At 71.4% G+C, this 23,127-nt stretch carries 20 protein-coding genes, 1 pseudogene and 1 riboswitch; of the genes and pseudogenes, 15 read left to right on the forward strand and 6 right to left on the reverse strand.

Features of this window, described 5'->3' with window-relative positions:
* Window positions 1–905 precede the first annotated feature (905 nt).
* The 3 genes and pseudogenes from ACWGE1_RS28430 to ACWGE1_RS28440 form a co-directional block, all read right to left on the reverse strand.
* A pseudogene (locus ACWGE1_RS28430) lies at window positions 906–1,661 on the reverse strand (SDR family oxidoreductase); the annotation flags it as partial.
* Between the two features lie 51 nt (window positions 1,662–1,712).
* Entirely contained in the window at window positions 1,713–2,612 is a 900-nt protein-coding gene (locus ACWGE1_RS28435; RefSeq protein ID WP_453423315.1) for an RNA polymerase sigma-70 factor, read from the reverse strand.
* 102 nt (window positions 2,613–2,714) lie between these two features.
* Window positions 2,715–5,087: a chitinase C-terminal domain-containing protein gene (locus tag ACWGE1_RS28440; RefSeq protein ID WP_453423316.1), complete on the reverse strand. Its 2,373-nt coding sequence runs from the start codon at window positions 5,085–5,087 to the stop codon at window positions 2,715–2,717.
* A 286-nt stretch (window positions 5,088–5,373) separates the two neighbouring features.
* Window positions 5,374–5,504, forward strand: a riboswitch (FMN riboswitch).
* Window positions 5,505–5,651: 147 nt separating this feature from the next.
* Here ACWGE1_RS28440 and ribD point away from each other — a divergent pair.
* The 10 genes from ribD (at window position 5,652) to ACWGE1_RS28490 (ending at window position 14,332) form a co-directional block, all read left to right on the forward strand.
* Window positions 5,652–6,824: a bifunctional diaminohydroxyphosphoribosylaminopyrimidine deaminase/5-amino-6-(5-phosphoribosylamino)uracil reductase RibD gene (gene ribD, locus ACWGE1_RS28445; RefSeq protein WP_453423317.1), complete on the forward strand. Its 1,173-nt coding sequence runs from the start codon at window positions 5,652–5,654 to the stop codon at window positions 6,822–6,824.
* Window positions 6,825–7,448 carry a riboflavin synthase gene (locus ACWGE1_RS28450; protein ID WP_453423318.1) on the forward strand — a complete coding sequence of 208 codons (624 nt, stop codon included), beginning with the start codon at window positions 6,825–6,827 and terminating at the stop codon, window positions 7,446–7,448.
* Window positions 7,445–8,098, forward strand: a complete 654-nt coding sequence (locus tag ACWGE1_RS28455) for a nicotinamide mononucleotide transporter family protein (RefSeq protein ID WP_453423319.1) — start codon at window positions 7,445–7,447, stop codon at window positions 8,096–8,098. Before ACWGE1_RS28450 ends, ACWGE1_RS28455 begins: the two co-directional genes overlap by 4 nt.
* A complete protein-coding gene (locus ACWGE1_RS28460) occupies window positions 8,095–9,384 on the forward strand; it encodes a bifunctional 3,4-dihydroxy-2-butanone-4-phosphate synthase/GTP cyclohydrolase II (protein ID WP_453423320.1) in 1,290 nt (429 codons plus the stop codon). The genes ACWGE1_RS28455 and ACWGE1_RS28460 overlap by 4 nt, the downstream gene beginning before the upstream one ends.
* 61 nt (window positions 9,385–9,445) lie before the next feature.
* Window positions 9,446–9,931 (forward strand): 6,7-dimethyl-8-ribityllumazine synthase, encoded by a 486-nt coding sequence (gene ribH, locus ACWGE1_RS28465; protein WP_007262951.1) that lies wholly within the window; start codon window positions 9,446–9,448, stop codon window positions 9,929–9,931.
* A 35-nt stretch (window positions 9,932–9,966) separates the two neighbouring features.
* Window positions 9,967–10,248, forward strand: coding sequence for a phosphoribosyl-ATP diphosphatase (locus ACWGE1_RS28470; RefSeq protein WP_453423321.1), 282 nt, complete (start codon window positions 9,967–9,969; stop codon window positions 10,246–10,248).
* A 57-nt stretch (window positions 10,249–10,305) separates the two neighbouring features.
* Window positions 10,306–11,154, forward strand: coding sequence for an ATP phosphoribosyltransferase (gene hisG / locus ACWGE1_RS28475; RefSeq protein WP_361593810.1), 849 nt, complete (start codon window positions 10,306–10,308; stop codon window positions 11,152–11,154).
* A gap of 66 nt (window positions 11,155–11,220) precedes the next feature.
* A complete protein-coding gene (locus tag ACWGE1_RS28480; RefSeq protein WP_453423322.1) occupies window positions 11,221–11,685 on the forward strand; it encodes a PH domain-containing protein in 465 nt (154 codons plus the stop codon).
* A 200-nt stretch (window positions 11,686–11,885) separates the two neighbouring features.
* On the forward strand, window positions 11,886–13,292 hold the full coding sequence (locus ACWGE1_RS28485; RefSeq protein WP_453423323.1) for a hemolysin family protein: 1,407 nt from the start codon (window positions 11,886–11,888) through the stop codon (window positions 13,290–13,292).
* The gene (locus tag ACWGE1_RS28490) at window positions 13,289–14,332 is read left to right on the forward strand and encodes a hemolysin family protein (RefSeq protein WP_453423324.1); all 1,044 of its coding nucleotides are present in this window, start codon (window positions 13,289–13,291) and stop codon (window positions 14,330–14,332) included. The genes ACWGE1_RS28485 and ACWGE1_RS28490 overlap by 4 nt, the downstream gene beginning before the upstream one ends.
* Before the next feature lie 52 nt (window positions 14,333–14,384).
* On the opposite strand, the gene ACWGE1_RS28495 is transcribed toward ACWGE1_RS28490, so the two are convergent.
* Complete coding sequence (locus ACWGE1_RS28495) at window positions 14,385–16,304, reverse strand: AAA family ATPase (protein WP_453423325.1); 1,920 nt, start codon at window positions 16,302–16,304, stop codon at window positions 14,385–14,387.
* Between the two features lie 378 nt (window positions 16,305–16,682).
* Entirely contained in the window at window positions 16,683–17,315 is a 633-nt protein-coding gene (locus tag ACWGE1_RS28500) for a uridine kinase family protein (RefSeq protein WP_453423326.1), read from the reverse strand.
* Between the two features lie 120 nt (window positions 17,316–17,435).
* Here ACWGE1_RS28500 and ACWGE1_RS28505 point away from each other — a divergent pair, with 120 nt between their 5' ends.
* The 5 genes from ACWGE1_RS28505 to ACWGE1_RS28525 all read left to right on the forward strand — a co-directional run bounded on the left by ACWGE1_RS28505 (window position 17,436) and on the right by ACWGE1_RS28525 (window position 21,843).
* On the forward strand, window positions 17,436–18,803 hold the full coding sequence (locus ACWGE1_RS28505; protein WP_453423327.1) for a peptidase C39 family protein: 1,368 nt from the start codon (window positions 17,436–17,438) through the stop codon (window positions 18,801–18,803).
* A 98-nt stretch (window positions 18,804–18,901) separates the two neighbouring features.
* Window positions 18,902–19,333, forward strand: coding sequence for an SPW repeat protein (locus tag ACWGE1_RS28510; RefSeq protein WP_453423328.1), 432 nt, complete (start codon window positions 18,902–18,904; stop codon window positions 19,331–19,333).
* Between the two features lie 193 nt (window positions 19,334–19,526).
* Complete coding sequence (locus ACWGE1_RS28515; RefSeq protein WP_453423329.1) at window positions 19,527–19,679, forward strand: SCO1431 family membrane protein; 153 nt, start codon at window positions 19,527–19,529, stop codon at window positions 19,677–19,679.
* Window positions 19,680–19,835: 156 nt separating this feature from the next.
* Window positions 19,836–20,525, forward strand: a complete 690-nt coding sequence (locus ACWGE1_RS28520) for a TetR/AcrR family transcriptional regulator (protein ID WP_453423330.1) — start codon at window positions 19,836–19,838, stop codon at window positions 20,523–20,525.
* A gap of 145 nt (window positions 20,526–20,670) precedes the next feature.
* Window positions 20,671–21,843, forward strand: coding sequence for an acyl-CoA dehydrogenase family protein (locus ACWGE1_RS28525; RefSeq protein ID WP_453423331.1), 1,173 nt, complete (start codon window positions 20,671–20,673; stop codon window positions 21,841–21,843).
* A gap of 6 nt (window positions 21,844–21,849) precedes the next feature.
* On the opposite strand, the gene ACWGE1_RS28530 is transcribed toward ACWGE1_RS28525, so the two are convergent.
* Window positions 21,850–21,990 carry a hypothetical protein gene (locus ACWGE1_RS28530; RefSeq protein WP_453423332.1) on the reverse strand — a complete coding sequence of 47 codons (141 nt, stop codon included), beginning with the start codon at window positions 21,988–21,990 and terminating at the stop codon, window positions 21,850–21,852.
* Between the last annotated feature and the right edge of the window lie 1,137 nt (window positions 21,991–23,127).

Consider the following 23,127-nt stretch of genomic DNA (forward strand, 5'->3'; position numbering starts at 1 on the left):
CATACGAAGACTGCCGGGAAACCCCCAAAGGAACGGGCCGGTCCTTGCTTTCAGGGGCGGGGCGGTCGGAGATGCCCTGCCCTGTCGGGGTAGGGGCACGACCGGCAGGCGGGGCCCATCAGACCAGCCACCGGGTCGGGGGAGGCGCACCAAATCGCTACGCGCTTCTCACGTCTCGGCGTCCGACGACCGTCTGAGGCTGGACATAGGCCGCCCGCGAGCGTGGGAAGTCTTCATTGACTGCGTCCGACGGCTGTCGGGGGCAGGAAACGCCTGCGACTACGGCTATTCGGTAGTGGAGCCGGGTCAGCGTGGGTGGGCGGCCCAGAAGGCCGACCGTTTGCCCCAATTGCGGTTGTTTGGGAGCCGGTTCGTGGAGTCGTCCCCGCCCTGACCCGGATTCACTACGGAATAGGTGAAGTACCGGCGGTCAGTCCCTCCCACTGGCACTCATCAGCCCCGGCCGGCCCCCGGTCGCGGTCATCGAGAAGGGCCCACGGCTCGTGGGCGGCCTATGTCCAGCCCCGGACGGTCGTCGGACGCTGAGACGTGCGAAGCGCGTAGCGATTGGACGCGCTTCCCCCGACCCGGCAGGTCTCTCTCATGGGCCCCGCCTCGAGGGCATGCCCGACCGGGACGAGGTCGGGCATCTCCGACCACCCCGTACTGATCCTCGATCCCCCGGCCCGTTCCTTTGGGGGTTTCCCGGCAGTCTTCGTATGTCCGGGGCGGGACGGGCGGTCAAGGGTGGAGCGCAGCGACATCGCGCAGCGACGCGAGGAACGAGCGCCCTTGAGGGGCCGGCCCGACACGGAGAGACGATGGGACTGACGGGAAACCCCCATACACCTCCCTGACCACCGCCCCACCGAGATTCCGCCTCTCGCAGCGCAGCGCCCCGCCCCGCCCCCGCCCCGCCCCCGCTCCGCCGCGAACTGTGCGAACGTGCCGCGGCCCACCGCGTGGGACGGCGTCAGGTGGCCGCCACGCTTGAAGCCCGCGTAGGCCTTGCCCGCCAGCGGGAGGGGGATCACCCGGCGGTGGCGGCCCGTTGCCGCCAGGTAGCTGCGGGCCAGGTCCGGCAGGGTGTGGATCTCCGGGCCGCCCATGTCGGTGACCCGGCCCGACGGGGTCGGGACCGCCAGCTCCGCCAGGCGGTCCGCGACCTCTCCGACGGCGATCGGCTGCACCCGTACCCCGCTCGGCACCGGCACGAGCGGCAGCTTCGCCGCCGTGTCCACCAGCTGCGCCACCAGGTCGTGGAACTGCGTCGTGCGCAGGATGGTCACACCCAGCCCGGAGGCCTCCAGCAGCCGCTCCACCTGCAGCTTCGTCCGGTAGTAGCCGAGCGGCACCACGTCCACCCCGACGATCGAGATGTAGACGATGTTGGTGACGGTCCCCGCCCGCCGGGCCGCGTCGATCAGGTGCCGGGCGGCGGTGTCGTCGTCCTTGCCCGCGCCGCGCGTGTTGCTCGCGCAGTGCACGATCACCTCCGCGCCCGCCATCGCCGCGTCCAGCCCGCTGCCGTCCTTCAGGTCGACCGGGTACTCGGCGGCGTGCCGACTCAGTACGCGGACCTCGTGGCCCGCCTGCCGGAGCCGCCCGACGACCAGCACGCCGAGGGTGCCGGTGCCTCCGGTGACGAGGATGGTGCTCATGGGTCCGCCTTTCGCCGATGTGGTCCTTCAGCAGCGGAGACCGGACGGCCCTCAGGAATGTGACAGCTGGCGCTGGAGGTATTCCAGCTTGTCCGGGTTGAGTACCGTGCTGAGACCGCTGACCAGCCCGTTCTCGAATTCCACCAGAAGGACGGCCGACTCGCCGAAGAGCAGCGCCGGTGATCCGTTGATCTCCGCGACGCTGACCGGCAGGTCCCCGGCGAACTTCTTGAGCACGCCGACCGCGAACCGGGCCACCTTCTCCCGCCCCAGGATCGGCCGCAGCGCCGCGTTGACCACGCCGCCGCCGTCGGAGACGAACCGGACGTCGGCGGTCAGCAGGCCTTCCAGCCGGGCCAGGTCCCCGCCGCGCGCCGCCGTCATGAAGGTCTCCACGAGGCTCTGCCACCGGTCGGGGTCCGGTGCGAAGCGCTGCTCCGCCGCGGCCCCGCGGTCCGCGGCCACCCGGCCGGCCGCCCGCCGGTAGAGCTGGCGGCAGTTCGCCTCGCTGAGGTCCAGGACCCCGGCGATCTCCCGGTGGCTGTAGGCGAAGGCCTCGCGCAGGACGTAGACGGCCCGTTCCACCGGCGTGAGCTGCTCCAGCAGCACCAGCAGGGCCATGGACACGCTGTCCCGCTGCTCCGCGGACTCCAGCGGGCCGAGCGTGCCGTCCCCGGTGAGGACGGGCTCGGGGAGCCAGGGGCCGACGTACTCCTCGCGGCGGACCCGCGCCGAGGTGAGCGTGTTGAGGCACAGGTTCGTGACGACCTTGGCGAGCCAGGCCCCCGGGTGCTCGATGGCCTCGCGGTCCGCGGACGCCCAGCGCAGGTACGCGTCCTGCACTGTGTCCTCGGCCTCCGCCGCGGAGCCGAGCATGCGGTACGCGATGCCGAACATCCGGGGACGGTTTTCCTCGAAGTCCGCGTCGGACGCGGTGGCGTGTGTGATCACCCCAGCAGCGTACGAGGCCGGGTGTGCGGGGAACGTGCGAGGACCCGGTGGCCGCCGGGCCACCGGGTCCTCACGCTCGCTCATGGATCAGGGTGCAGGGGGTCAGCAGGCGCCCTGGTCCTTCCAGACACCCCATTCACCGGTGGTGCCGGGCTCTTCGTTCTGCGTCCACCACTGGGCCTTCCAGTTGCGGCCCTTGTGGGAGACGAGGTTGCCGCTGTTGTAGACCGTGCCCGCCACGTACGCCGGGTTGGTGCAGGTCCCGCCCGGAGGCGTGGTCGGCGGGGTCGTCGGGGGAGTGGTCGGCGGGGTGGTGGGAGGCGTGGTCGGGGGAGTGGTGGGCGGCTGGGTGCCGCCGCCGGGCTGGACCGTCGTCGTACCGCGGGCGAGGTCCCCGGCGAGGGCGTAGGTGGTGCCGGAGATGTTCACCGTCCAGTTGGAGGGGGTGGACACCGGCAGGTAGTAGTTGAACGCCAGGTCGACGGAGGCGCCCGGGGCCAGGGTCTGCCAGGCCGGGAGCTTCAGCGAGACCCGCTGGAAGTCGCCCTTCAGGCCGCCCACGTTGTTGCCGGTGTGGCCGCTGCTGATCACCTTCGTGCCGAAACCGGACTGGTCGGAGGCGTTGTTCGGGGCCGAGGTGCCGTAGTCGAACTGGAACTCGGTGCCGCCGGGCAGCGTGGCGCCGGTGTTGTTGGTGATCTTCAGCTTCGGGGTGAGCGGGTAGTTGGAGTCGCCGAGCTTGAACTCGGTGAACTCCGTCCTGATGTCCACGGCCTGGGTCGGCAGGGCGGAGCCCGCCTTCTTCGCGCCGTAGGGGGAGGCCGACTTGAACTTCTGGTACATCGTGTCGGTGAGCGTGTCGCCCACCTCGTACTGGCCCTTGGCCGCGTTGTAGGAGTAGTCGCCCGCGAGCTCCCAGACCATCGTGCCGCCGATGCCCTTGTTCACCACGTAGTCGGCCTTGGCGGCCACCGACTGCTCGTCCTCCGTCGAGAGGAAGACCTTCTTCTGTGAGTTCCACAGCCACGGCGCCACCAGGGTGGAGTCGTACTTGCGGACGTAGGTGCCGGTCAGCGTGGTGTTCGCCGGGAAGCCGTACTTGGTGACGTAGTCGCCGACGACCCCCTTCTCCAGGTTCTTGGCGTGCCACATCGGGTTGGAGCCCGCCGGGGACTCGGCCCCGTTGGTGTCCTTGTCGTGCCACAGGTTGTCGATGCCGACCGCGCCGTCGCCGCACTTGGTCAGGCCCGCGCCGGCCGGGCAGGTGGTCGCGGGGGCCTTGCCCCACAGGCCGTCGGTGCCGCCCTGCACGTTCTTGAAGCCGCGCGTGTAGTAGGGCAGGCCGATGTTGATGCGGCCGCCCGGCATCGAGCCGCGGAAGTAGTGGTACGCCCAGTCGGTGTTGAGGTAGCCGATGCCGCCGTACTGGGAGGTGGAGTAGACGCCGGCGGCGGCGAGTTCGCCGTCCTTGCCGTCGTCGAAGAGCGAGGCGTTGGGGCCGACGTACTCGTTCCAGGCGCCGTGCAGGTCGTAGGACATGATGTTGACGTAGTCCAGGTACTTCTGGACCTGGAACGTCTCCATGCCGCGCAGCAGGTAGCCGGAGGAGGGGGCGGCGACGGAGAGCAGGTAGTGCTTGCCGTCGGCGGCGCCCGCGCGGTCGAGCTTCTCGCGCAGGGACTTCATCAGGGCGGCGTAGCCCTGCACCAGACCGGCGCGCCGGGCGTTGGCCAGCTGCCAGTCCAGCGGGTTGCCGGCGTCCTTCATGGTGGTGGGGTACTCGTAGTCGATGTCGACGCCGTTGAAGCCGTACTTGCGGATGAACTCGACCGAGGAGTCGGCGAAGGTGTCGATGCCGGCCTGGTTGACGGAGCCGTCGGCGTTCGTGGCCATCGAGTAGAAGCCGCCGGAGGCGACCCGGTTGCCGTCGTCGCCGAAGTAGCCGCCGGTCTCGGCCCAGCCGCCGACCGAGATCAGCGTCTTGACGTTCGGGTACTGCTTCTTGAACTTCGTCAGCTGGTTGAAGTGGCCCTTGTAGGGGAGGGCCGGGTCCATCTCGGCGCCGGCGACGCCGGGCCAGGTCATTCCGGTGGCGGCGTTGTTCACGTTGTCCGGGCCGACGGAGATCTTGTTGTCGGCGCCCACGTGGGCGAAGGCGTAGTTCAGGTGGGTGACCTTGGACCACGGGATGTTGTGGGCGAGGTAGGCGGGGGTGCCGTCCTTGCCGGTGCGCCAGCCGGTGAAGTATCCGATGACGCGGCGCTGGTGGTCGGCGCCCATCTTCTCGCGGCCTTCGGAGTCGTAGACCGAGCAGTACGGGACGTCGACGCCGGCGGTCCTGTACAGCCCGTCCGGGCGACAGCTCTCGTTGTCGGCCGCGTGCGAAACGCCCGCCGAGAGCCCGCCCACCAGGAGTCCGGCGATTGCGGCGCCGGATGCCAGGAGCATCGCTCTCGTACGTGTGGGGGACAGCATTGTGCCTCCTGGGGAGGGGAGGATGCGGGAAACAAGTGGATACAACGTGAAGCAACAGGACTGGTGCAGACGCGTGTTGGCCCGTGACGTGCGCACATCTGACGGGCTGTTCCCGAGAGGATGAAGGGAACGTTAAGAGGACTAGACCACCTCGTCAATAGGTCTGGACCAACCTCGCCCGACTTGACAAAGTCCGCATCGGTCCCGCCTCCCTGTGAGCCAGGCCACACCGCATCACCCGCATGGGGGCCGATCACCCGTGGCAGACTGGCTGGAGTACCAGTAGCAGCGCACTCCGGGGTCGGTGTAATTCCGAACCGGCGGTTATAGTCCGCGACCCGTCCGCAGCCAGCGGCCGGTTGACCAGGTGAGATTCCTGGACCGACGGTTAAAGTCCGGATGGGAGGCAGTGCGCGGCGGGCCAGTCACGGTACGCCGCCGTCGGCGGTTCGTCGGCACATCCCTGTGGATGTGCCCGGTCGAACCGTTTTTCCGGCCTCGGCGTCCCCGTGTGCTGTACCGCTTCATCTGTCGTATCCCGACAGGCCCCGGAGTCCGTGCCCGATGAGGCAGGAGGACCCGGTGGCGACACACGCCGCGCACGCAGCACCCGACGCGGACACCCGTGCCATGCGCCGAGCCATCGAGCTCGCCGCGCGCGGACTCGGCTCCACCAGCCCCAACCCCGTCGTCGGCTGCGTCATCACCGACGCCTCGGGCGCCGTCGTCGGCGAGGGCTGGCACCAGCGGGCCGGCGGCCCGCACGCCGAGGTCCACGCCCTGCGCGCGGCCGGCACGGCCGCCCGCGGCGGCACCGCCTACGTCACCCTCGAACCCTGCAACCACACCGGCCGTACGGGGCCCTGCGCCCTCGCCCTCGCCGATGCCGGGATCGCCCGCGTGATCTACGCCGTCTCCGACCCGAACCCGCAGGCCCGCGGCGGTGCGGACAGCCTGCGCGCGGCCGGGATCGCCACCACGGCCGGGCTGCTCGCGGACGAGGCCGAGGCGGGCAACGCCGCCTGGCTGACCGCCGTACGCCTGGGCCGGCCGCACGTCACCTGGAAGTACGCCGCCACCCTCGACGGCCGCAGCGCCGCCGCGGACGGCAGCAGCCGCTGGATCAGCTCCGACGGGTCCCGGGCCGACGTCCACCGGCTGCGCGCCGAGAGCGACGCCGTCCTCGTCGGTGGCGGCACCCTGCGCGCCGACGACCCGCACCTCGCCGTACGCGGAGTCGAAGGCGCCACGCAGCCCCTGCGGATCGCCCTCGACACCCGCGCCGCGATCCTGCCGACCGCCCGGATCCTCGACGACGCCGCGCCCACCCTGCTCGTCGTCGGCGAGGACGCCGACACCCGGCACCTGACCGGCGGCGGAAACGGCGTCGGAAACAGCGTCGAACTGCTCCGGCTGCCCCTGCACGACGGCCGCATCGGCGTCCACGACCTCCTCGCCCACCTGTACCTGCGCGGCGTGCGCTCCGTCCTCCTGGAGGGCGGGCCCACGCTGGCCGGTGCCTTCCTCGAAGCCGGCGCCGTCGACCGCGTCATCGGCTACATCGCCCCGGCCCTGCTCGGCGCGGGCCCCGCGGCCCTCGCCGACGCCGGAATCAAGAACATCTCCGGTGCGTTGCGCCTCGACATCACCGAGGCCGTCCGCATCGGCCCCGATCTCCGCATCACCGCAGTTCCCGTCACCGTCCCCACCCGCACCCCCGCCACCAAGGAGCACTGAGTGTTCACCGGAATCGTCGAAGAACTGGGCGAGGTCACCGCTGTCGAGCAGCTGGAGGAAGCCTCCCGCTTCCGGCTGCGCGGCCCCCTCGTCACCGAGGGCGCCAAGCACGGTGACTCCATCGCGGTCAACGGCGTCTGCCTGACCGTCGTGGAGACCGCGGACGGCGAGTTCACCGCCGACGTCATGCAGGAGACCCTGAACCGCTCCAGCCTCGGCGCCCTCGGTGCGGGCTCCCGGGTCAACCTGGAGCGCCCGATGGCTCTCGGCGGACGGCTCGGCGGCCACCTGGTCCAGGGGCACGTCGACGGCACCGGCGAGATCATCTCCCGGACCCCCTCGGAGCACTGGGAGATCGTCAAGGTCGCCCTCCCGCAGAACCTCTCCCGCTACGTGGTCGAGAAGGGCTCCATCACCGTCGACGGCGTCAGCCTCACCGTGGTCGAGGCCGCCGCCGACTGGTTCACGATCAGCCTCATCCCCACCACCCTCGCGCTGACCACGCTCGGCATCAAGCAGAGCGGCGACCCGGTCAACCTGGAGGTCGACGTCCTCGCGAAGTACGTCGAGCGCCTGCTGGCCGCCGGAGTGAACCCGCTGCACGCGACGGGAGACGACCGGTGAACGTCCTGACCTGGCTCAACGCCGAGGCATTCACCGTCTTCGGCCAGAAGGTCATCTGGTCCGACATGATCGGCAACCTGATGGGCCTGGCCGCGCTCGCCCTCGGCTGGCGCCGCTCGATATGGACCTGGCCCGCCCAGCTCCTCTCCGGCCTGATCCTCATCGCCGCCTACGCCTCCGCGCACCTCGCCGGCGGCGTCGGCAAGCAGCTCCTCGTCATCGGCGTGGCCGTCTTCGGCTGGCGCGCCTGGCAGCTGGGGCGGCAGAAGGCCCAGGACGGCTCCATCGCCGTGCGCACCGCCACCTGGAAGGAGCGCGGCCTGCTCCTGGCCGGCGCGGCGCTCGGCACCCTCGCCGTCGGCGGGCTCTTCACGCTCTACCCCAACCTGTCGTGGAGCCCGTGGGCCGACGCCTACATCTTCGTCGGCACGATCGTCGCGATGATCGCCCAGGCCCGCGGCCTCGTCGAGTTCTGGTTCGCCTGGCTCCTCGTCGACCTGGTCGGCGTCCCGCTCGCCTTCAACAACGGACTGGCCTTCTCCGGCCTCGTCTACGTCGTGTACTTCGCCCTCGTGCTGTGGGGCGCCTACGACTGGTACCAGCGCTCTCGCACCACCCCCGCCCCGGCCCTGGAAGGAGCAACGGCATGACCAGCCTCAAGCCCGTGCCCGACATCCCCGAAGAGACCTTCCGCCTCGACCCCGTCGAGCAGGCCATCCGTGACATCGCAGCGGGCCGCCCCATCGTCGTCGTCGACGACGAGGACCGCGAGAACGAGGGCGACCTCGTCATCGCCGCCGAGAAGGCCACCCCCGAGATCATCGCCTTCATGATGAGCGAGTGCCGCGGCCTGATCTGCGCCCCCATGGAGGGCCCCGAGCTGGACCGGCTCGAACTCCCCCAGATGGTGCAGAACAACACCGAGTCGATGCAGACCGCCTTCACCGTCTCCGTCGATGCGAGCGCCGCCCACGGCGTCTCCACCGGCATCTCGGCCGCCGACCGCGCCACCACCCTGCGGCTGCTCGCCGACGGGGTCTCCCAGCCCGGCGACTTCGTCCGCCCCGGTCACATCTTCCCGCTGCGCGCCAAGCCCGGCGGTGTCCTGGTCCGCAACGGCCACACCGAGGCCGCGGTCGACCTCGCCCGTCTCGCGGGCCTGCGCCCGGCGGGCGCCATCGTGGAGATCGCCGGCGAGGACGGCGTCATGCTGCGCCTGCCCGAGCTGATCCCCTTCGCCCGCAAGCACGGCCTGACGATCATCTCCATCGAGGACCTGATCGCCTACCGCCGCTCCGCCGAGCCCACCGTGCGCCGCGAGGCCGAGGTCAGCCTGCCGACCTCCTTCGGCGACTTCACCGCGTACGGCTACCGGTCCACCGTCGACGGCGTCGAGCACGTCGCCCTCGTCCACGGCGAGATCGGCGACGGCTCCGACATTCTGGTCCGCATGCACTCCGAGTGCCTGACCGGCGACATCTTCGCCTCCCAGCGCTGCGACTGCGGCCCCCAGCTGCACGCCTCCATGGACCGCATCAAGTCCGAGGGCCGCGGCGTCGTCGTCTACCTGCGCGGCCACGAGGGCCGCGGCATCGGACTCCTGTCCAAGCTGCGCGCGTACGAGCTCCAGGAGCGCGGCCGTGACACCCTCGACGCCAACCTGGAACTCGGCCTGCCCGCCGACGCCCGCGACTACGGGGCCGGCGCCCAGATCCTCGCCGACCTCGGCGTGCACAGCGTCCGGCTGATGACCAACAACCCCGAGAAGTCCGACGCACTCGTCCGGCACGGCATCACGGTCACCAGCCGGGAGTCGATGCCGGTGGAGGCCGGCGAGCACAATCTGCGGTACCTGCGCACCAAGCGGGACCGGATGGGCCACGACCTGCCCTGGCTGGAAGGGCCCGTGACCACCTCCGCCTGCGGCAACCAGTAAGCACGCACCACCACCGTCCGTACGTACATCCACCATCCACGAACCACCGAGGAGCAGAGCTGTGAGCGGCAAGGGCGCACCCGAACTGAGCGTGAAGAACTGCGGAGACCTCCGAGTCGCCGTGATCGCGGCCCAGTGGCACGAGAAGGTCATGGACGGGCTGGTCGACGGAGCCCTGCGGGCCCTGCACGAGCTGGGCATCGACGAGCCCACCCTGCTCCGCGTCCCCGGCAGCTTCGAGCTCCCGGTCGTGGCGAAGGTACTGGCCGGTCGCGGTTACGATGCCATCGTCGCCCTCGGAGTGGTCATCCGCGGCGGCACCCCGCACTTCGACTACGTCTGCCAGGGCGTCACCCAGGGCCTGGTACAGGTGTCGATCGACACCGGAGTCCCCGTCGGCTTCGGAGTACTGACCTGCGACAACGACGAGCAGGCGCTGGACCGCGCCGGCCTCGAGGGGTCGAACGAGGACAAGGGGCACGAAGCGGTCACCGCCGCCGTCTCCACCGCCATGACCCTGCGGACCGTCAGCGAACCCTGGCGCTGAGTGGCGTGGGGGAACCCCGTATTCTGAGGACCATCATGGCGAACAAATCCCCCAAGACCTTCGAGGAGCTCTTCACCGAGCTCCAGCGCAAGGCTGCCGACGGCGACCCCAGCACCTCCCGCACCGCCGAGCTCGTCCACAAGGGCGTCCATGCCATCGGCAAGAAGGTCGTCGAGGAGGCCGCCGAGGTCTGGATGGCCGCCGAGTACGAGGGCAAGGAAGCCGCCGCCGAGGAGATCTCCCAGCTGCTCTACCACGTCCAGGTGATGATGGTCGCGCGCGGGATCTCCCTCGACGACGTCTACGCGCACCTCTGAGTCCCACCGCGCACACCCCGTCCACACACCCGTAATCCACGCACCAAAGGAAGCCCCATGCTGCGCATCGCCGTCCCCAACAAGGGTTCACTCTCCGGACCGGCGTCGGCGATGCTCCATGAGGCCGGCTACCGGATGCGCAAGGAGTCCAAGGAGCTCGTGGTCGTCGACCCCGAGAACGAGGTGGAGTTCTTCTACCTCCGCCCCAAGGACATCGCGATCTACGTCTCCTCGGGCAAGCTCGACATCGGCATCACCGGCCGTGACCTGCTGCTCGACTCCGGCGCCAGCGCCGAGGAGATCCTGCCGCTGAACTTCGGCCGCTCCACCTTCCGCTACGCCACCACCCCGGGCACGGCGAAGGGGCCCGAGGACTTCAACGGCATGACGATCGCGACCTCGTACGAGGGAATCGTCGCCAAGCACCTCGCCGACCAGGGCATCGACGCCTCCGTCGTGCACCTCGACGGCGCGGTCGAGACCGCCATCCAGCTCGGCGTCGCCCAGATCATCGCGGACGTCGTCGAGACCGGCACCAGCCTGCGCAACGCGGGCCTGGAGGTCATCGGCGAGCCGATCCTCACCTCCGAGGCCGTCGTCATCCGGGGCAACGGCGCCGACGCGGACGACCCGCAGGTCCAGCAGTTCCTGCGCCGCCTGCAGGGCGTCCTGGTGGCCCGCAGCTACGTGATGATGGACTACGACTGCCGCGCCGAGCACCTGGAGCGCGCGGTCGCCCTCACCCCGGGCCTGGAATCGCCGACCGTCTCCCCGCTGCACAACGAGGGCTGGGTCGCGGTCCGCGCGATGGTCCCCGCCAAGGAGGCCCAGCGGATCATGGACGACCTGTACGAGCTCGGCGCGCGCGCGATCCTCACCACCTCGATCCACGCCTGCCGCCTCTAGAGGCCGTCGTGCCGTACCGGCACGCCGACCCCTGACCCGCACGCCACCTCCAGAAGGCAACGCACCATGGCCGAGTCCGCCGCCCAGCCCGCCGTACCCACCCTGCCGGTCACGTTCCGGCCGACCCGCACCCGGGTCGTCCTGCTGGGCGTCGGCCTCGCCATGTTCGTCACCATCACGGCGATCGCCGTGATGCTGGAGCGCCTGCAGCCCGGCGAGCGGATCAGCTTCGTCTTCACCGCCGTCCTGCTGAGCTCCGTACTCGTCCTGCTCAGCCGCCCCAAGGTGGTCGCGGACGAGACCGGTGTCACGGTCGTCAACCTGACCACCACCCGGCGCCTGGAGTGGGCCCAGATCCTGCGGGTCAACCTCCGCCCCGGCGACCCGTGGGTGTTCCTGGACCTCAGCGACGGCACCAGCCTGCCCGCCCTCGGCATCCAGCCCGGCGTGGCCAAGCAGCAGGCGATCGGCGACGCCCGCGCCCTGCGCGCCCTGGCCGAGGCCCGCGGAACGGGTGCCGACGACCACTGAGACGGCCCATCCTCGTGGCTGCGTACCGTTGCGGCCGGGATCTCAATGACTACCCTGGTGGCGGGGCGCAGCTGTGCGCCCTCCCACCGGCCCCGGGACCTCGTGGCCCGTGGGCACCTGCGACTTGAGGAGTGACTCCCTCCAGCAATGGACGGATCGTCCGGTAGTACCCGCGCCGCCCTCCCCCCGGAGGCGGCGGCATGACCATCCCGCTACTCCTGCTCGCGGCGGCCTTCGCCCTCATCCTCGCCAACGGTTTCTTCGTGGCCGCCGAATTCGGCCTCGTCACCGTCGAGCGACCCGAGGCCGAGCGCGCCGCAGCCGACGGTGACCGCCGTGCCCGCACGGTGGTCAAGGCCCTGCGGGAGCTGTCCTTCCAGCTCTCCGGCACCCAGCTCGGCATCACCATCACCTCCCTCGTGGTCGGCATGCTCGCCGAGCCCGCCCTCGCCGCACTGCTGGCCGGGCCGCTCGCCGCGACCGGCCTCCCGAAGGGAGCCGTCCCCGGCGTCGCCGTCGTCATCGGCATGCTGTTCGCCTCCGCCGTCCAGATGGTCGTCGGCGAGCTCGTCCCGAAGAACTGGGCGGTCTCCCGGCCGCTCCAGGTGGCGCGTTTCGTCGCCGGGCCCCAGCACGCCTTCTCCCGCGCCTTCCGCCCGGTCATCGCCGGCCTCAACGCCGTCGCCAACCGCCTCGTGCGGGCGCTCGGCGTGGAACCGACCGAGGAGATGGCCTCCGCCCGGACCCCCGGCGAACTGCTCTCCCTGGTCCGCCATTCGGCCCAGGCCGGCGCCCTCGAACAGGACACCGCCGACCTCTTCGTACGGACCCTCTCGCTGGGCGAGCTCACGGCCCAGCACGTCATGACCCCCCGGGTGAAGGTCAGCGCCCTGATGCACACGGCCACCGCGGCCGACGTGCTCAACCTGACCCGGGCCACGGGCCTGTCCCGTTTCCCGGTCTACCGCGACCGCATCGACGAGATCACCGGCGTGGTCCACCTCAAGGACGCCCTCGCCGTGCGCGAGTCCGAGCGCGACCGCACCAGCGTGAGCCGGATCTGCGTCGCCCCGCTGCTGGTGCCCGGCTCCCTGCCGGTGCAGCCGCTGCTGGAGCGGCTGCGCAGCGAGCAGCCCATGGCCGTGGTCGTCGACGAGTACGGCGGCACCGCCGGCGTCGTCACGCTGGAGGACATCGTGGAGGAACTCGTCGGCGAGGTCCGTGACGAGCACGACTTCGCCGAGGACGAGACCCCCGAACTGGCCGCCGTACCGGCCGAGGACGGCCGCCCCTCCTGGGAGGCCGACGGCAGCTGCCGGGTGCAGACCCTGCGCCGGATAGGCCTGGAGGTGCCCGAAGGCCCGTACGAGACCGTCGCCGGCCTCGTCGCCGACCTGCTCGGCCGGATCCCCGCCCCCGGGGACCGGGCGGAGCTCCCCGGCTGGAAGCTGTCCGTCCGCCGCGTCGGCCGCAACCGCGCGGAGCGGGTCCGGCTGGTCCGGCTGGCAGCGGTGCCCGTGGCCGGCGCGTACCGCCCCGCCTCCGGGGCCGACGGCGCGGCCGTGATCGAACCGCAGCGGGCCGAGCTGGAAGGCGCCGCCCGATGAACGCGCTCCAGCTCCTCTTCGCCCTGCTCCTGGTCCTCGCCAACGGCTTCTTCGTCGGCGCCGAGTTCGCGCTCGTCTCCGTGCGGCGCAGCCAGATCGAGCCCCTCGCGGCCGACTCCAAGCGGGCCCGCCAGGTGCTCCACGGCCTGGAGAACCTGCCCCGCATGATGGCCGCGGCGCAGTTCGGCATCACCATGTGCTCACTCACCCTCGGCGCGGTCGCCGAGCCCACCGTGGCCCGGCTGCTGGAGCCCGTCTTCCACGCCGTCCACGTACCGCATGGCCTGATCCACCCCCTGGGCTACGCGGTCGCGCTCACCGCCGTGGTCTTCCTGCACCTGGTCATCGGCGAGATGGTGCCGAAGAACCTGGCCATGGCCGCCCCCGAGCGGACGGCACTGTGGTTCAGCCCCGGCCTGGTCGCCTTCGCCCGCCTGTGCGGGCCGGTCACCACGGCCCTCGGTGCCTGCGCCGCGCTCGTCCTGAAGCTCTTCAAGGTGGAGCCCAAGGACGAGGTCGAGGCCGTCTACACCTCCGCCCAGCTCGGACGGCTCCTCAAGGACTCCCGGCAGGCCGGGCTCCTGGAGCCGGTCGAGCAGGAGCGGCTGGAGGACGCGCTGGAACTGGGCAGCCGCCCCGTCACCGACGTCCTCCTCGGCCCGGACCGGCTGGTCACGGTCGGCCCCGCGGTGACCCCGCGCCAGATCGAGCAGCTGACCGTGCGCACCGGATACTCCCGTTTCCCCGTCCGTGCCGACAGCGGCGCCTTCATGGGCTACCTGCACGTCAAGGACGTACTGGACCTGGAGGACCGGGAGCGGGCGGTGCCCCAGCGGGTCTGGCGCCGGATGACCACGCTGTGCGCGACCGTCCCGCTGGACGACGCCCTCGGCGTCATGCGCCGCGACGCCACCCATCTCGCGCAGGTCGCGGACCAGACGGGCCGGGTCCTCGGCCTGGTCGCCCTGGAGGACGTCCTGGAAATGCTGGTCGGCGAGGTCCGCGACCCCGCCCACCGCATCCCGGCGGGGCGCACCTAGCCGAAGGGGCCGCAATCGCCGCACCGTGGCGATTCCGGCCCCGCCCGGCCCGCTACGGCGGGGGCTGGTCCGGCCGCTCCTGCGGGCCGCGGCCCGACAGGACCTCCCCGTAGGCCTGCATCAGGTCCGGCAGCCGGAGCGTGGACAGGTCGTCCCGCGACGGCTCGCCCGCGAAGCCCGCCAGCCGCAGGTCCCGGTACGCACAGCTCTTCTCGTACAGGGTGCGCAGGAACCGGCCGTTGCCGAGCTCGTCGATCCAGCCCTGCTCCACCACGTGACCGCTGATGCTGCGCAGCTCCTCCAGCGCCTCCTCGTCCCAGTGGTCCCCGTTCGCGTCCGCCAGCACCCCGCCGATCGCGGTCAGTTCCAGCGGCCGGTAGCTGGGGAAGTCCACCCGGGTGGTGAAGCGCGAGGACAGCCCCGGATTGGCGGCCAGCAACCGGTCCATCCCGGCCGGATAGCCTGCAAGTATCACCACCAGGTGGTCCCGGTTGTCCTCGGCCCGCTTCAGCAGCACCTGCAGGGCTTCGTCGCCGTACGCGTCGCCCTTGCTGTAGCCCGAGTTCGACAGCGAATACGCCTCGTCCACGAACAGCACCCCGCCGATCGCCGAATCGATCAGCTCGTTCGCCTTCACCGCGGTCTGCCCGAGGAACTCGCCCACCAGGTCGGCCCGCTGCGCCTCCACCAGATGGTCGCCGCCGAGCAGACCCAGCGCGTAGAAGACCCGGCCCAGGATCCGCGCCACCGTCGTCTTGCCGGTGCCGGAGGGCCCGGAGAACACGAAGTGCCGTTTCGGAGGCTGCACCGGCAGCCCCTGACCCGCTCTCAGGCGCGCCATGTGCAGCTGCGCGGAAAGCGCCTTCACCTGCCGTTTGACCGGCTCCAGGCCCACCATCCGCTCCAGCTCCGCCAGCGCCTCGGCGAGCGCCGCCGGGTCCGCAGGCCCGGCCGGCAGTCCCTCGGCCGTGCCCTGCGGAGGGACGGACACCTTGCGCCGCGCGCCCTCCACCCGTCCCGCCGGGGGAGTGGGCGGAGCCAGCGGATCGGGCTCCACCTGGCCGTCCGCCGCGATGTCCTGGACGGGCCCGCCGCCCAGCGCCACCGCGGCGAAGTCCCCGCCGGCCGGGGACGGGCCGTGCCCGCCGTAGGCCCCGTACCCGGCGTACCCCGCGAGGCCCGCCAGATCGGCCACGCCGTCGGTGTCGTCCCCGTCCTCGATGGCCGTCAGCCGGGCCGCGGTGTCCATGAACGAGGGATCCACCCGGTGCACGGCCCGGTACAGCGGCAGCGCCGCCGCAATGCGTCCGGTGCCCTCGCGCGCCCGCGCCAGCCAGTACCGCAGCTCCTTGCGCTGGGGCTGCTCGCTGCGACATCGCATGAGCGCCGCCGCCAGCATCGGCTCGGCCTGCCCGTACATCTCCAGCCGGACCCGGGCCATCCCGCCGAACAGCCCGGCCTCGATGCCCAGCAGCGGATCGTTCACCAGCGGCTCGGTGTGCCGGACCAGTTGCTCCCAGTCCTTGACCAGGTAGGCGCGGCAGGCGTGCAGGAACCGTACCTGCGCATCGGTGTCGACCGGCGGCAGCGCGGCCAGCGCCTGGTCCAGCTCGGGCACGTGGCGGCCGTCCAGCCAGTGCGAGGCGTGCGCGAGGAGCAGGTCCCGGCGGCTCTCCAGCACCGGCTGCACCCACCAGCCCAGCCAGTACCAGGAGTTCAGCGTCCTCCGGTGCCGGGCGCGCTGCTCGCCGAACCGGTCCCGGTGGGCGTACATGCGAAGTAACGCGTTGCCGGTGTCCACCCGGAGCGCGTGCAGGCCCAGCCAGGCGTCGGCCATGGAGGGGTCGAGTCGTACGGCCGCCCGGAACTCCTCCTCGGCCTGCGGATAGGCGCCCATGGTGCAGGCGTCGACCCCGCGCAGCCAGGCCAGTTCGGCCGGGGCGTGCATGCTGCCCGGCGTGCCGAAATCCATCACGTCCCCCACAAGCCTGCCCCCGTGGTGCGCGGCAACCCCCATGTCGAGCACATGAGTTGCCCACTGCGCCGATGAAATCAGGGGTGCATCGTACCCGCGGTCACGCACCTTACGTAGGGCGCGACAGGCCCGGTTCCGGAGTGCGCCCCTGGGGCGTCCGGTGACTGAGGGTGAAGGATCGGGGTGGATCGGCCCCGCGTGACACCGCCGGGAGGAGGGTCGCGGGCAGAACGAAGCCCCCGATCACGGGGGAACAATCGGGGGCTCCGTGTCCGCGGTAGCCGCTGAGGGCCCCGCATTGAGAACGTAAGGCCGGTGCGGGCCCCGGGTCAAGCGGGTCGGTGGACGCCCGGCGGAGGGGATTTCGAGGGCCGCTCAGGCCTGGGGGAGTCCGTCACTCCGCGTGACGGAAACGGGGGTTCCTCGGGTCGCTCGGGCCCCGGAAGACCACTCGTATCCCGTACCGCTCTGGCGTACCAGGGTGTCGGCGAAGGGGCGCGAAGGGTCGTTGGAGAAGTGCGCGCGCTCCGCGCGCTCCCATCCGTCCCAGAAGTCGGAAAGTTCGCGCCCGTCCCGGTTTCGCCCCCGCTGCCAGGACTCCCCGCGGGGCGTCTCCATCCACAGCAGTCGCGCCAGCAGCGGCCGCAGCGCCCGCCGCCCGGCCCCGACCCCCTCGACGAGCAGCACCGGCACCGGCGCCAGTACCCGCTGCGGCCCGAACCGGCGCTCCACCCAGTCGTACGGGGCCCAGTGCGCGGGCCGTCCGGCGGCGAGCGGCTCCAGCACCTGGGCCCGCAGCCGTTCCTCCCAGCCGAACAGCTCCTCGTGGGTGGCCACGTCGTCGAGGTGCAGCACGGGCGCCCCCAGCGCCTCGGCGAGCCGCCCCGCGAAGGTGCTCTTCCCGGATCCGGCATGCCCGTCGATCCCGATCAGGCGCACCGGGCCGAGGGAGGGCGGCAGGGCGGAGAGCTCCCGCGCGAGTGACTCAAGTGACTGCTGTGGCTCCACCCGACCAGCCTAGACAAGCCCGACACGACCCGTGGCTTCGGTCCGCCGTCGCCGGGAACTGGAAGGGTGATGCCACCCGAGTGCCACCGAAGTGCCGACCCACCCTGGGGGAACCACGCGATGACCGAAGCCACGCCGCGCAGGGCCGTACTCGTCGCCGCACTGGCGGTCGCCACCGCGGCCACCGCCGCCACCGTCTCCGGCGGCAGCGCCTCGGCTGCCGCCGCCCGGGCCCCTCGGGCACCGGGTCCCACCGTCGACAACCGCTTCTGGCACTCCCGCGGTCACTGGCTCGCCGGCACCCACCGGGGGACCACCGCCGTCGGCGGCGCCCGCCCCGGCCTGGAGATCGCGACGGCCGTCGGCCGCACCGAGTACGCCGACCCGCACACCGGGAAGAAGAGCACCTGGGAGTACGCCACCTGGACCTCCCCGGTGCACCACTCCACCGTGCCCGCCACCGAGGCCATCGCCTCCTGGAACGCCCGTACCCCCGCCGGAACCTGGATCCAGATCGAACTGCGCGGCACCTACACCGACGGCACCGCCACCCCCTGGTACGTGATGGGCCGCTGGGCCTCGGGCGACCAGGACATCCGCCGCACCTCGGTGGACGGCCAGACCGACGGGAGGTCCACCGTCTGGACCGACACTCTGGCCCTCGACACCCCGGCCGCGACCGCGGGCCTGCGGATCGCGTCCTGGCAGCTGCGGCTCACCCTCCACCGCAGGCCCGGCGCCGGACGCGGGCCCACCGTATGGCTGGCGGGCGCCATGGTCTCCGACGTCCCGGACCGCTTCACCGTGCCCGCCTCCACCCCCTCCGGCACGGCCCACGAGCTGAAGGTCCCGCGCTACTCGCAGGAGATCCACGCAGGCCAGTACCCCGAGTACGACAACGGCGGCGAGGCCTGGTGCAGCCCCACCTCCTCCCAGATGATCATCGAGTACTGGGGCGGCCGGGCCGCCGCCTCCTCCCTGGCCTGGGTCGACCCGAAGTACGCCGACCCGCAGATCTGCCACGCCGCCCGCTCCACCTACGACGCCGCCTACAAGGGGTGCGGCAACTGGCCCTTCAGCGCCGCGTACGCCGCCACCTACCGGGGGCTGGCCGGAGTCGTCACCCGCCTCACTTCCCTGACCGACCTGGAGACCGTGGTCAGGTCCGGCATCCCGGCCATCACCTCCCAGTCCTTCCGCCCGGACGAGCTCACGGGCGCGGGCTACGGCACGGCCGGCCACCTGATGACCGTCATCGGCTTCACCGCCTCCGGCGACGTGATCGCCAACGACCCCAACTCGCCCGACAACCCCTCCGTGCGCCGCGTCTACAAGCGCGCCGAGTGGGAGGCGATCTGGCTCCGGACCAAGCGGACGGGAGTCTCCGGCAAGGTCGCCTCGGGCTCCGGGGGCATCTGCTACCTCTACGCCCCGGCCCTCCCGAGCCGGGCGCAGGTGCGGGCGCTGCGGGCGGTCGGCGTGCTGTGAGAAGACCGCGAATTTGCCCGTTGACCAGGGGGCATGGATAAGCGGAACATAGTGGGGTAAATGGCACATAAAGGCTTCTCAGTAGGAGGCGGCCCGCCATGACCACCCATCCCAGCATCGAGCACCACCCCGACCTCGCCGAGATGCGCACCCGGTTCGAGCGGGTGACCAGCACCCCCCGTGCGCAGGCCGTCGAAGCACTGGCCCTGGTCACGGGCCTCTACCTGGCCGCCTCGCCGTGGATCGCAGGATTCAGCGACCTCACTCCGCTCGCCATCAACAACCTGATCGCCGGCCTGGCCTTCTGCCTGTGCATGGGCGGTCTGGGCTCCGCCTACGAGCGCACCCACGCGATGGCGTGGACTGCGGTCGCCCTCGGCGCGTGGACGATCATCGCCCCGTGGGCCATCGCGGGCGAGATGGACACGACGCGAACGGTGGTCAGCAATGTGATCGCCGGAGGCGTCGCCCTGTGCCTCGGCCTCGCGATGGCGGGCATGGCGGGCCGCAACCGCGAGTCCCGCGCCTGACCGAAGCGCTGCACCGGGCGCCGGGAGGAGGCGCCGGAAAGCCGGATGAACGAGCGTGCCGGGTCCCGACCGAAGAGGCCGGGGCCCGGCCGCCTGCCACCCGAGCCTGTCCGCTTATGTCAGTGTTTGCGTGACGCATGCCACCCATGACGTCCCTACCGCGAAAGCCGCGAACGCTGGCACATTGGACGCCATGACTGCCGACAGCGCCGCCCCGATCGCCGCCCCCCGCGACCTCGTCCGCACCGGAGGCCCCAAGGACGAATCCTCCTGGCTCGAGCACGTGCTCGGCTGGACCCTCGTGGTGGTCGTCGCCATGTTCGTCACTCAAGTCGGCTGGCTCTGAGCGAGGCCTGAGACCTCCGGCCGCAGCCCGTCGGTGACGATCACGCCCGCCGACGCCCGTGCCCGGCCGTAGCCGGGAGGGAAGTGCGAAACGATCTCGGCATACAGGTCTGCCATACTGCGGGCATTCTGAGGCGGTTCGAGGCTAGGGCTGAATTTGAACAATAGTCAACAGCGTGGTGCCACCGGGCGATCCCAGGTGCGCAGGGCCGAACTCATAGCAATCGGGCGCAAGTTGTTCGCCGACACCTCGTACGACGCGCTCTCCATGGACGACATCGCCAAACAGGCGGGCGTCGCCAAGGGGCTGATCTACTACTACTTCACCAGCAAGCGCGGCTACTACCTCGCCATCGTCGAGGACTCCGTGGCCGAGCTCGTCGCCCGGGCCGGCGGCGACACCGACCTCCCAGGCGCCGAGCGCGTCCGCCGCACCATCGACGGCTACCTGCACTACGCCGAGCACCACCACGCCGCCTACCGCACCATCGCCACCGGCGGCGTCGGCTCCGACGCCGAGGTCCTCGCCATCCGCGACGCCGTCCGCGCGGAACTCGTCGCCACCATCGCCGAAGGCGCGTACGGCCGCCGCACCCTCCCGCCGATCGCCCGTCTCGCCCTCGTGGGCTGGCTCTCCGGCGTCGAAGGGGCCACCCTGGAATGGATCGGCGGGCTGAGCGCCCCGGATCAGCCCGACCGCGCCGCGTTCGGGGCCATGCTGGTGCGCCAGCTGCGCGCCACACTGACGGTGATCGAGGAGTTCGTCCCGGAGTGTCCGGCACCTCCCGCCTCCGAAGAGCCCCTCGATCAGCTGGGTGATCTTGCCCCGGTGACGGGAAGCCCCTGATCGGGCATACTCAAGCCGCCGCAGCCGCTGAACAGCCCCTTCCGTGATCCGGGAGGGCAGCACGGCTGCGAAATACCGAGACCCGGCGGCGCGTCCCACACCTCGCGCGTCGCCGCCGTGCCCGACCAGGGAGGAGAGCGCCGCCATGACAGACCGCGCCCCGCAGCCGGTGGACCGTCAGCTGCCCACCGAGGAGTCCCGGGACCTCCTCGCCCTCGTACGCGAGATCGCGCAGCGGGAGATCCGCCCCAAGGCAGCCGAGGAGGAGGACTCCGGCCGGTTCCCGCGGGAGGTCTTCACCCTGCTCTCCGAAGCCGGCCTGCTCGGCCTGCCGTACCCCGGGGAATTCGGCGGCGGTGAGCAGCCGTACGAGGTCTACCTCCAGGTCCTGGAGGAGCTGGCCGCGGCCCGCCTGACCGTCGGCCTCGGCGTCAGCGTGCACTCCCTGGCCTGCCACGGCCTCGCCGGCTACGGCACCAAGGAGCAGCAGGGCGCCCACCTGCCCTCGATGCTCGGCGGCGGCCTGCTGGGTGCCTACTGTCTCTCCGAGCCGGCCGCCGGCTCCGACGCCGCCTCGCTCACCACCAAGGCGGTCCGCGACGGCGACGACTGGATCATCACCGGCACCAAGGCATGGATCACCCACGGCGGAGTCGCCGACTTCTACACCGTCCTCGCCCGCACCGGCGCCGAGGGCCCCAAGGGCATCACGGCCTTCCTGGTCCCCGGGGACGTGGAGGGCCTGACCGCGGCCGTGCCCGAGAAGAAGATGGGCATGAAGGGCTCGCCCACCGCCCAGCTGCACTTCGACGGCGTACGGATCCCCGACGCCCGCCGCATCGGCGAGGAGGGCCAGGGCTTCACCATCGCGCTGGCCGCCCTGGACGCGGGACGCCTGGGCATCGCGGCCTGCGCCATCGGCGTCGCCCAGGCGGCGCTGGACGAGGCACTGACGTACGCCCTGGACCGCAAGCAGTTCGGGCACCCGATCGCGGACTTCCAGGGGCTGCGCTTCATGCTGGCCGACATGGCCACCAAGATCGAGGCGGGCCGGGCGCTGTACCTCGCCGCGGCGCGGCTGCGGGACGCGGGCAAGCCGTTCTCCCGCCAGGCTGCCATGGCCAAGCTGTTCTGCACGGACGCGGCGATGGCCGTGACCACGGACGCGGTGCAGGTCCTCGGCGGCTACGGCTACACGGCGGACTTCCCCGTCGAGCGGCTGATGCGCGAGGCGAAGGTGCTCCAGATCGTGGAGGGCACCAACCAGATCCAGCGCATGGTCATCGCTCGCCACCTGGCGGGCCCGGAGACGCGCTGACCGAGGTCAGTACAGTCCGCTGCTGGTCGCGGGCCAGGCCGGGGAGGACGTGAGGCGCGACCACTCCGGGTCGCGCCGGCCGGGCAGGGTGCGGCCGGCGTCGGCCCACCGCGCCAGCAGATCGCGGTAGATCGGCGGATCGGGCACCTGCGGGGCCTGCTCCCGCGGACGCTGAACCGATTCTTCGAAGCCCGGTACCACCGGACGACGCCTTCGGCCCGTTGAAGACTGAAGCATGGTCATACCCGGCCAACGCGGAACCGAAGGGCCGGGTAATCGCCCCCGGGGGGCGGGTATCCGTTCGAGGTGTCGCCGGGGGTGCGGGGGCGGGGGCTTCGGGGGCGGGGTGGGCGGGGTTTCGGTGGGGCGGTGGTCAGGGATGTGTATGGGGGTTTCCCGTCAGTCTCATCGTCTCTCCGTGTCGGGCCGGTCCCTCAAGGGCGCTCCCTTCGGTCGCGTCGCTTCGCGATGTCGCTGCGCTCCACCCTTGACCGCCCGTCCCGCCCCGGACATACGAAGACTGCCGGGAAACCCCCAAAGGAACGGGCCGGGCGTTCAAGGATCAGGACGGGGCGGTCGGAGATGCCCTGCCCTGTCGGGGTGGGGCACGACCGGCAGGCGGGCCCATCGAGCCCTGGCCCCGGGTCGGGGGTAGCGCGTCCGATCGCTACGCGCTCCTCGCGTCTCGGCGTCCGACGGCCGTCTTGGGCTGGACATAGGCCGCCCACGAGCCGTGGACGCTTCTCGCTGACGGCGACCGGAGGCCGGCCGGGGCTTATCGGGACCGGTGGGAGGGACTGGCCGCCGGTACTTCACCTATTCCGTAGTGAATCCGGGTCAGAGTGAGGGCGACTCCACGAACTGGCGCCCAAATAGCCGCAATTGGGGCAAAAGGCTGGCCTTTTGGGTCGCCCGCCCTCGCTGACCCGGCTTCACTACCGAGTAGCCGTAGTCGCAGGCGTTTCCTGCCCCTGACAGCCGTCGGACGCAGTCAATGAGGAGTCCCTTGGGTTGTGGGCGGCCTATGTCCAGCCCCAGACGGATCGCAGACGCCGAGAGATGAGGAGCGCGTAGCGATTGGACGCGCCTCCCCCGACCCGGCCACCCTTCCTTATGGGCCCCGCCTGCCGGTCGTGCCCCTACCCCGACAGGGCAGGGCATCTCCGACCGCCCCGTCCCTGAAAGGAAGGCCCGGCCCGTTCCTTTGGGGGTTTCCCGGCAGTCTTCGTATGTCCGGGGCGGGACGGGCGGTCAAGGGTGGAGCGCAGCGACATCGCGCAGCGA

The organism is Streptomyces sp. NPDC054932 (genome assembly GCF_053610205.1).

What these genes read in the sequence shown, in the direction of transcription:
- ACWGE1_RS28515 (WP_453423329.1), top strand. Translation starts at nt 19,527, where the DNA reads ATGACTGCCGACAGCGCCGCCCCGATCGCCGCCCCCCGCGACCTCGTC.
- ACWGE1_RS28440 (WP_453423316.1), bottom strand. Translation starts at nt 5,087, where the DNA reads ATGCTGTCCCCCACACGTACGAGAGCGATGCTCCTGGCATCCGGCGCC.
- ACWGE1_RS28510 (WP_453423328.1), top strand. Translation starts at nt 18,902, where the DNA reads ATGACCACCCATCCCAGCATCGAGCACCACCCCGACCTCGCCGAGATG.
- ACWGE1_RS28505 (WP_453423327.1), top strand. Translation starts at nt 17,436, where the DNA reads ATGACCGAAGCCACGCCGCGCAGGGCCGTACTCGTCGCCGCACTGGCG.
- ACWGE1_RS28525 (WP_453423331.1), top strand. Translation starts at nt 20,671, where the DNA reads ATGACAGACCGCGCCCCGCAGCCGGTGGACCGTCAGCTGCCCACCGAG.
- ACWGE1_RS28460 (WP_453423320.1), top strand. Translation starts at nt 8,095, where the DNA reads ATGACCAGCCTCAAGCCCGTGCCCGACATCCCCGAAGAGACCTTCCGC.
- ACWGE1_RS28485 (WP_453423323.1), top strand. Translation starts at nt 11,886, where the DNA reads ATGACCATCCCGCTACTCCTGCTCGCGGCGGCCTTCGCCCTCATCCTC.
- ACWGE1_RS28490 (WP_453423324.1), top strand. Translation starts at nt 13,289, where the DNA reads ATGAACGCGCTCCAGCTCCTCTTCGCCCTGCTCCTGGTCCTCGCCAAC.
- ribD (WP_453423317.1), top strand. Translation starts at nt 5,652, where the DNA reads ATGAGGCAGGAGGACCCGGTGGCGACACACGCCGCGCACGCAGCACCC.
- ACWGE1_RS28495 (WP_453423325.1), bottom strand. Translation starts at nt 16,304, where the DNA reads ATGGATTTCGGCACGCCGGGCAGCATGCACGCCCCGGCCGAACTGGCC.
- ACWGE1_RS28480 (WP_453423322.1), top strand. Translation starts at nt 11,221, where the DNA reads ATGGCCGAGTCCGCCGCCCAGCCCGCCGTACCCACCCTGCCGGTCACG.
- hisG (WP_361593810.1), top strand. Translation starts at nt 10,306, where the DNA reads ATGCTGCGCATCGCCGTCCCCAACAAGGGTTCACTCTCCGGACCGGCG.
- ACWGE1_RS28470 (WP_453423321.1), top strand. Translation starts at nt 9,967, where the DNA reads ATGGCGAACAAATCCCCCAAGACCTTCGAGGAGCTCTTCACCGAGCTC.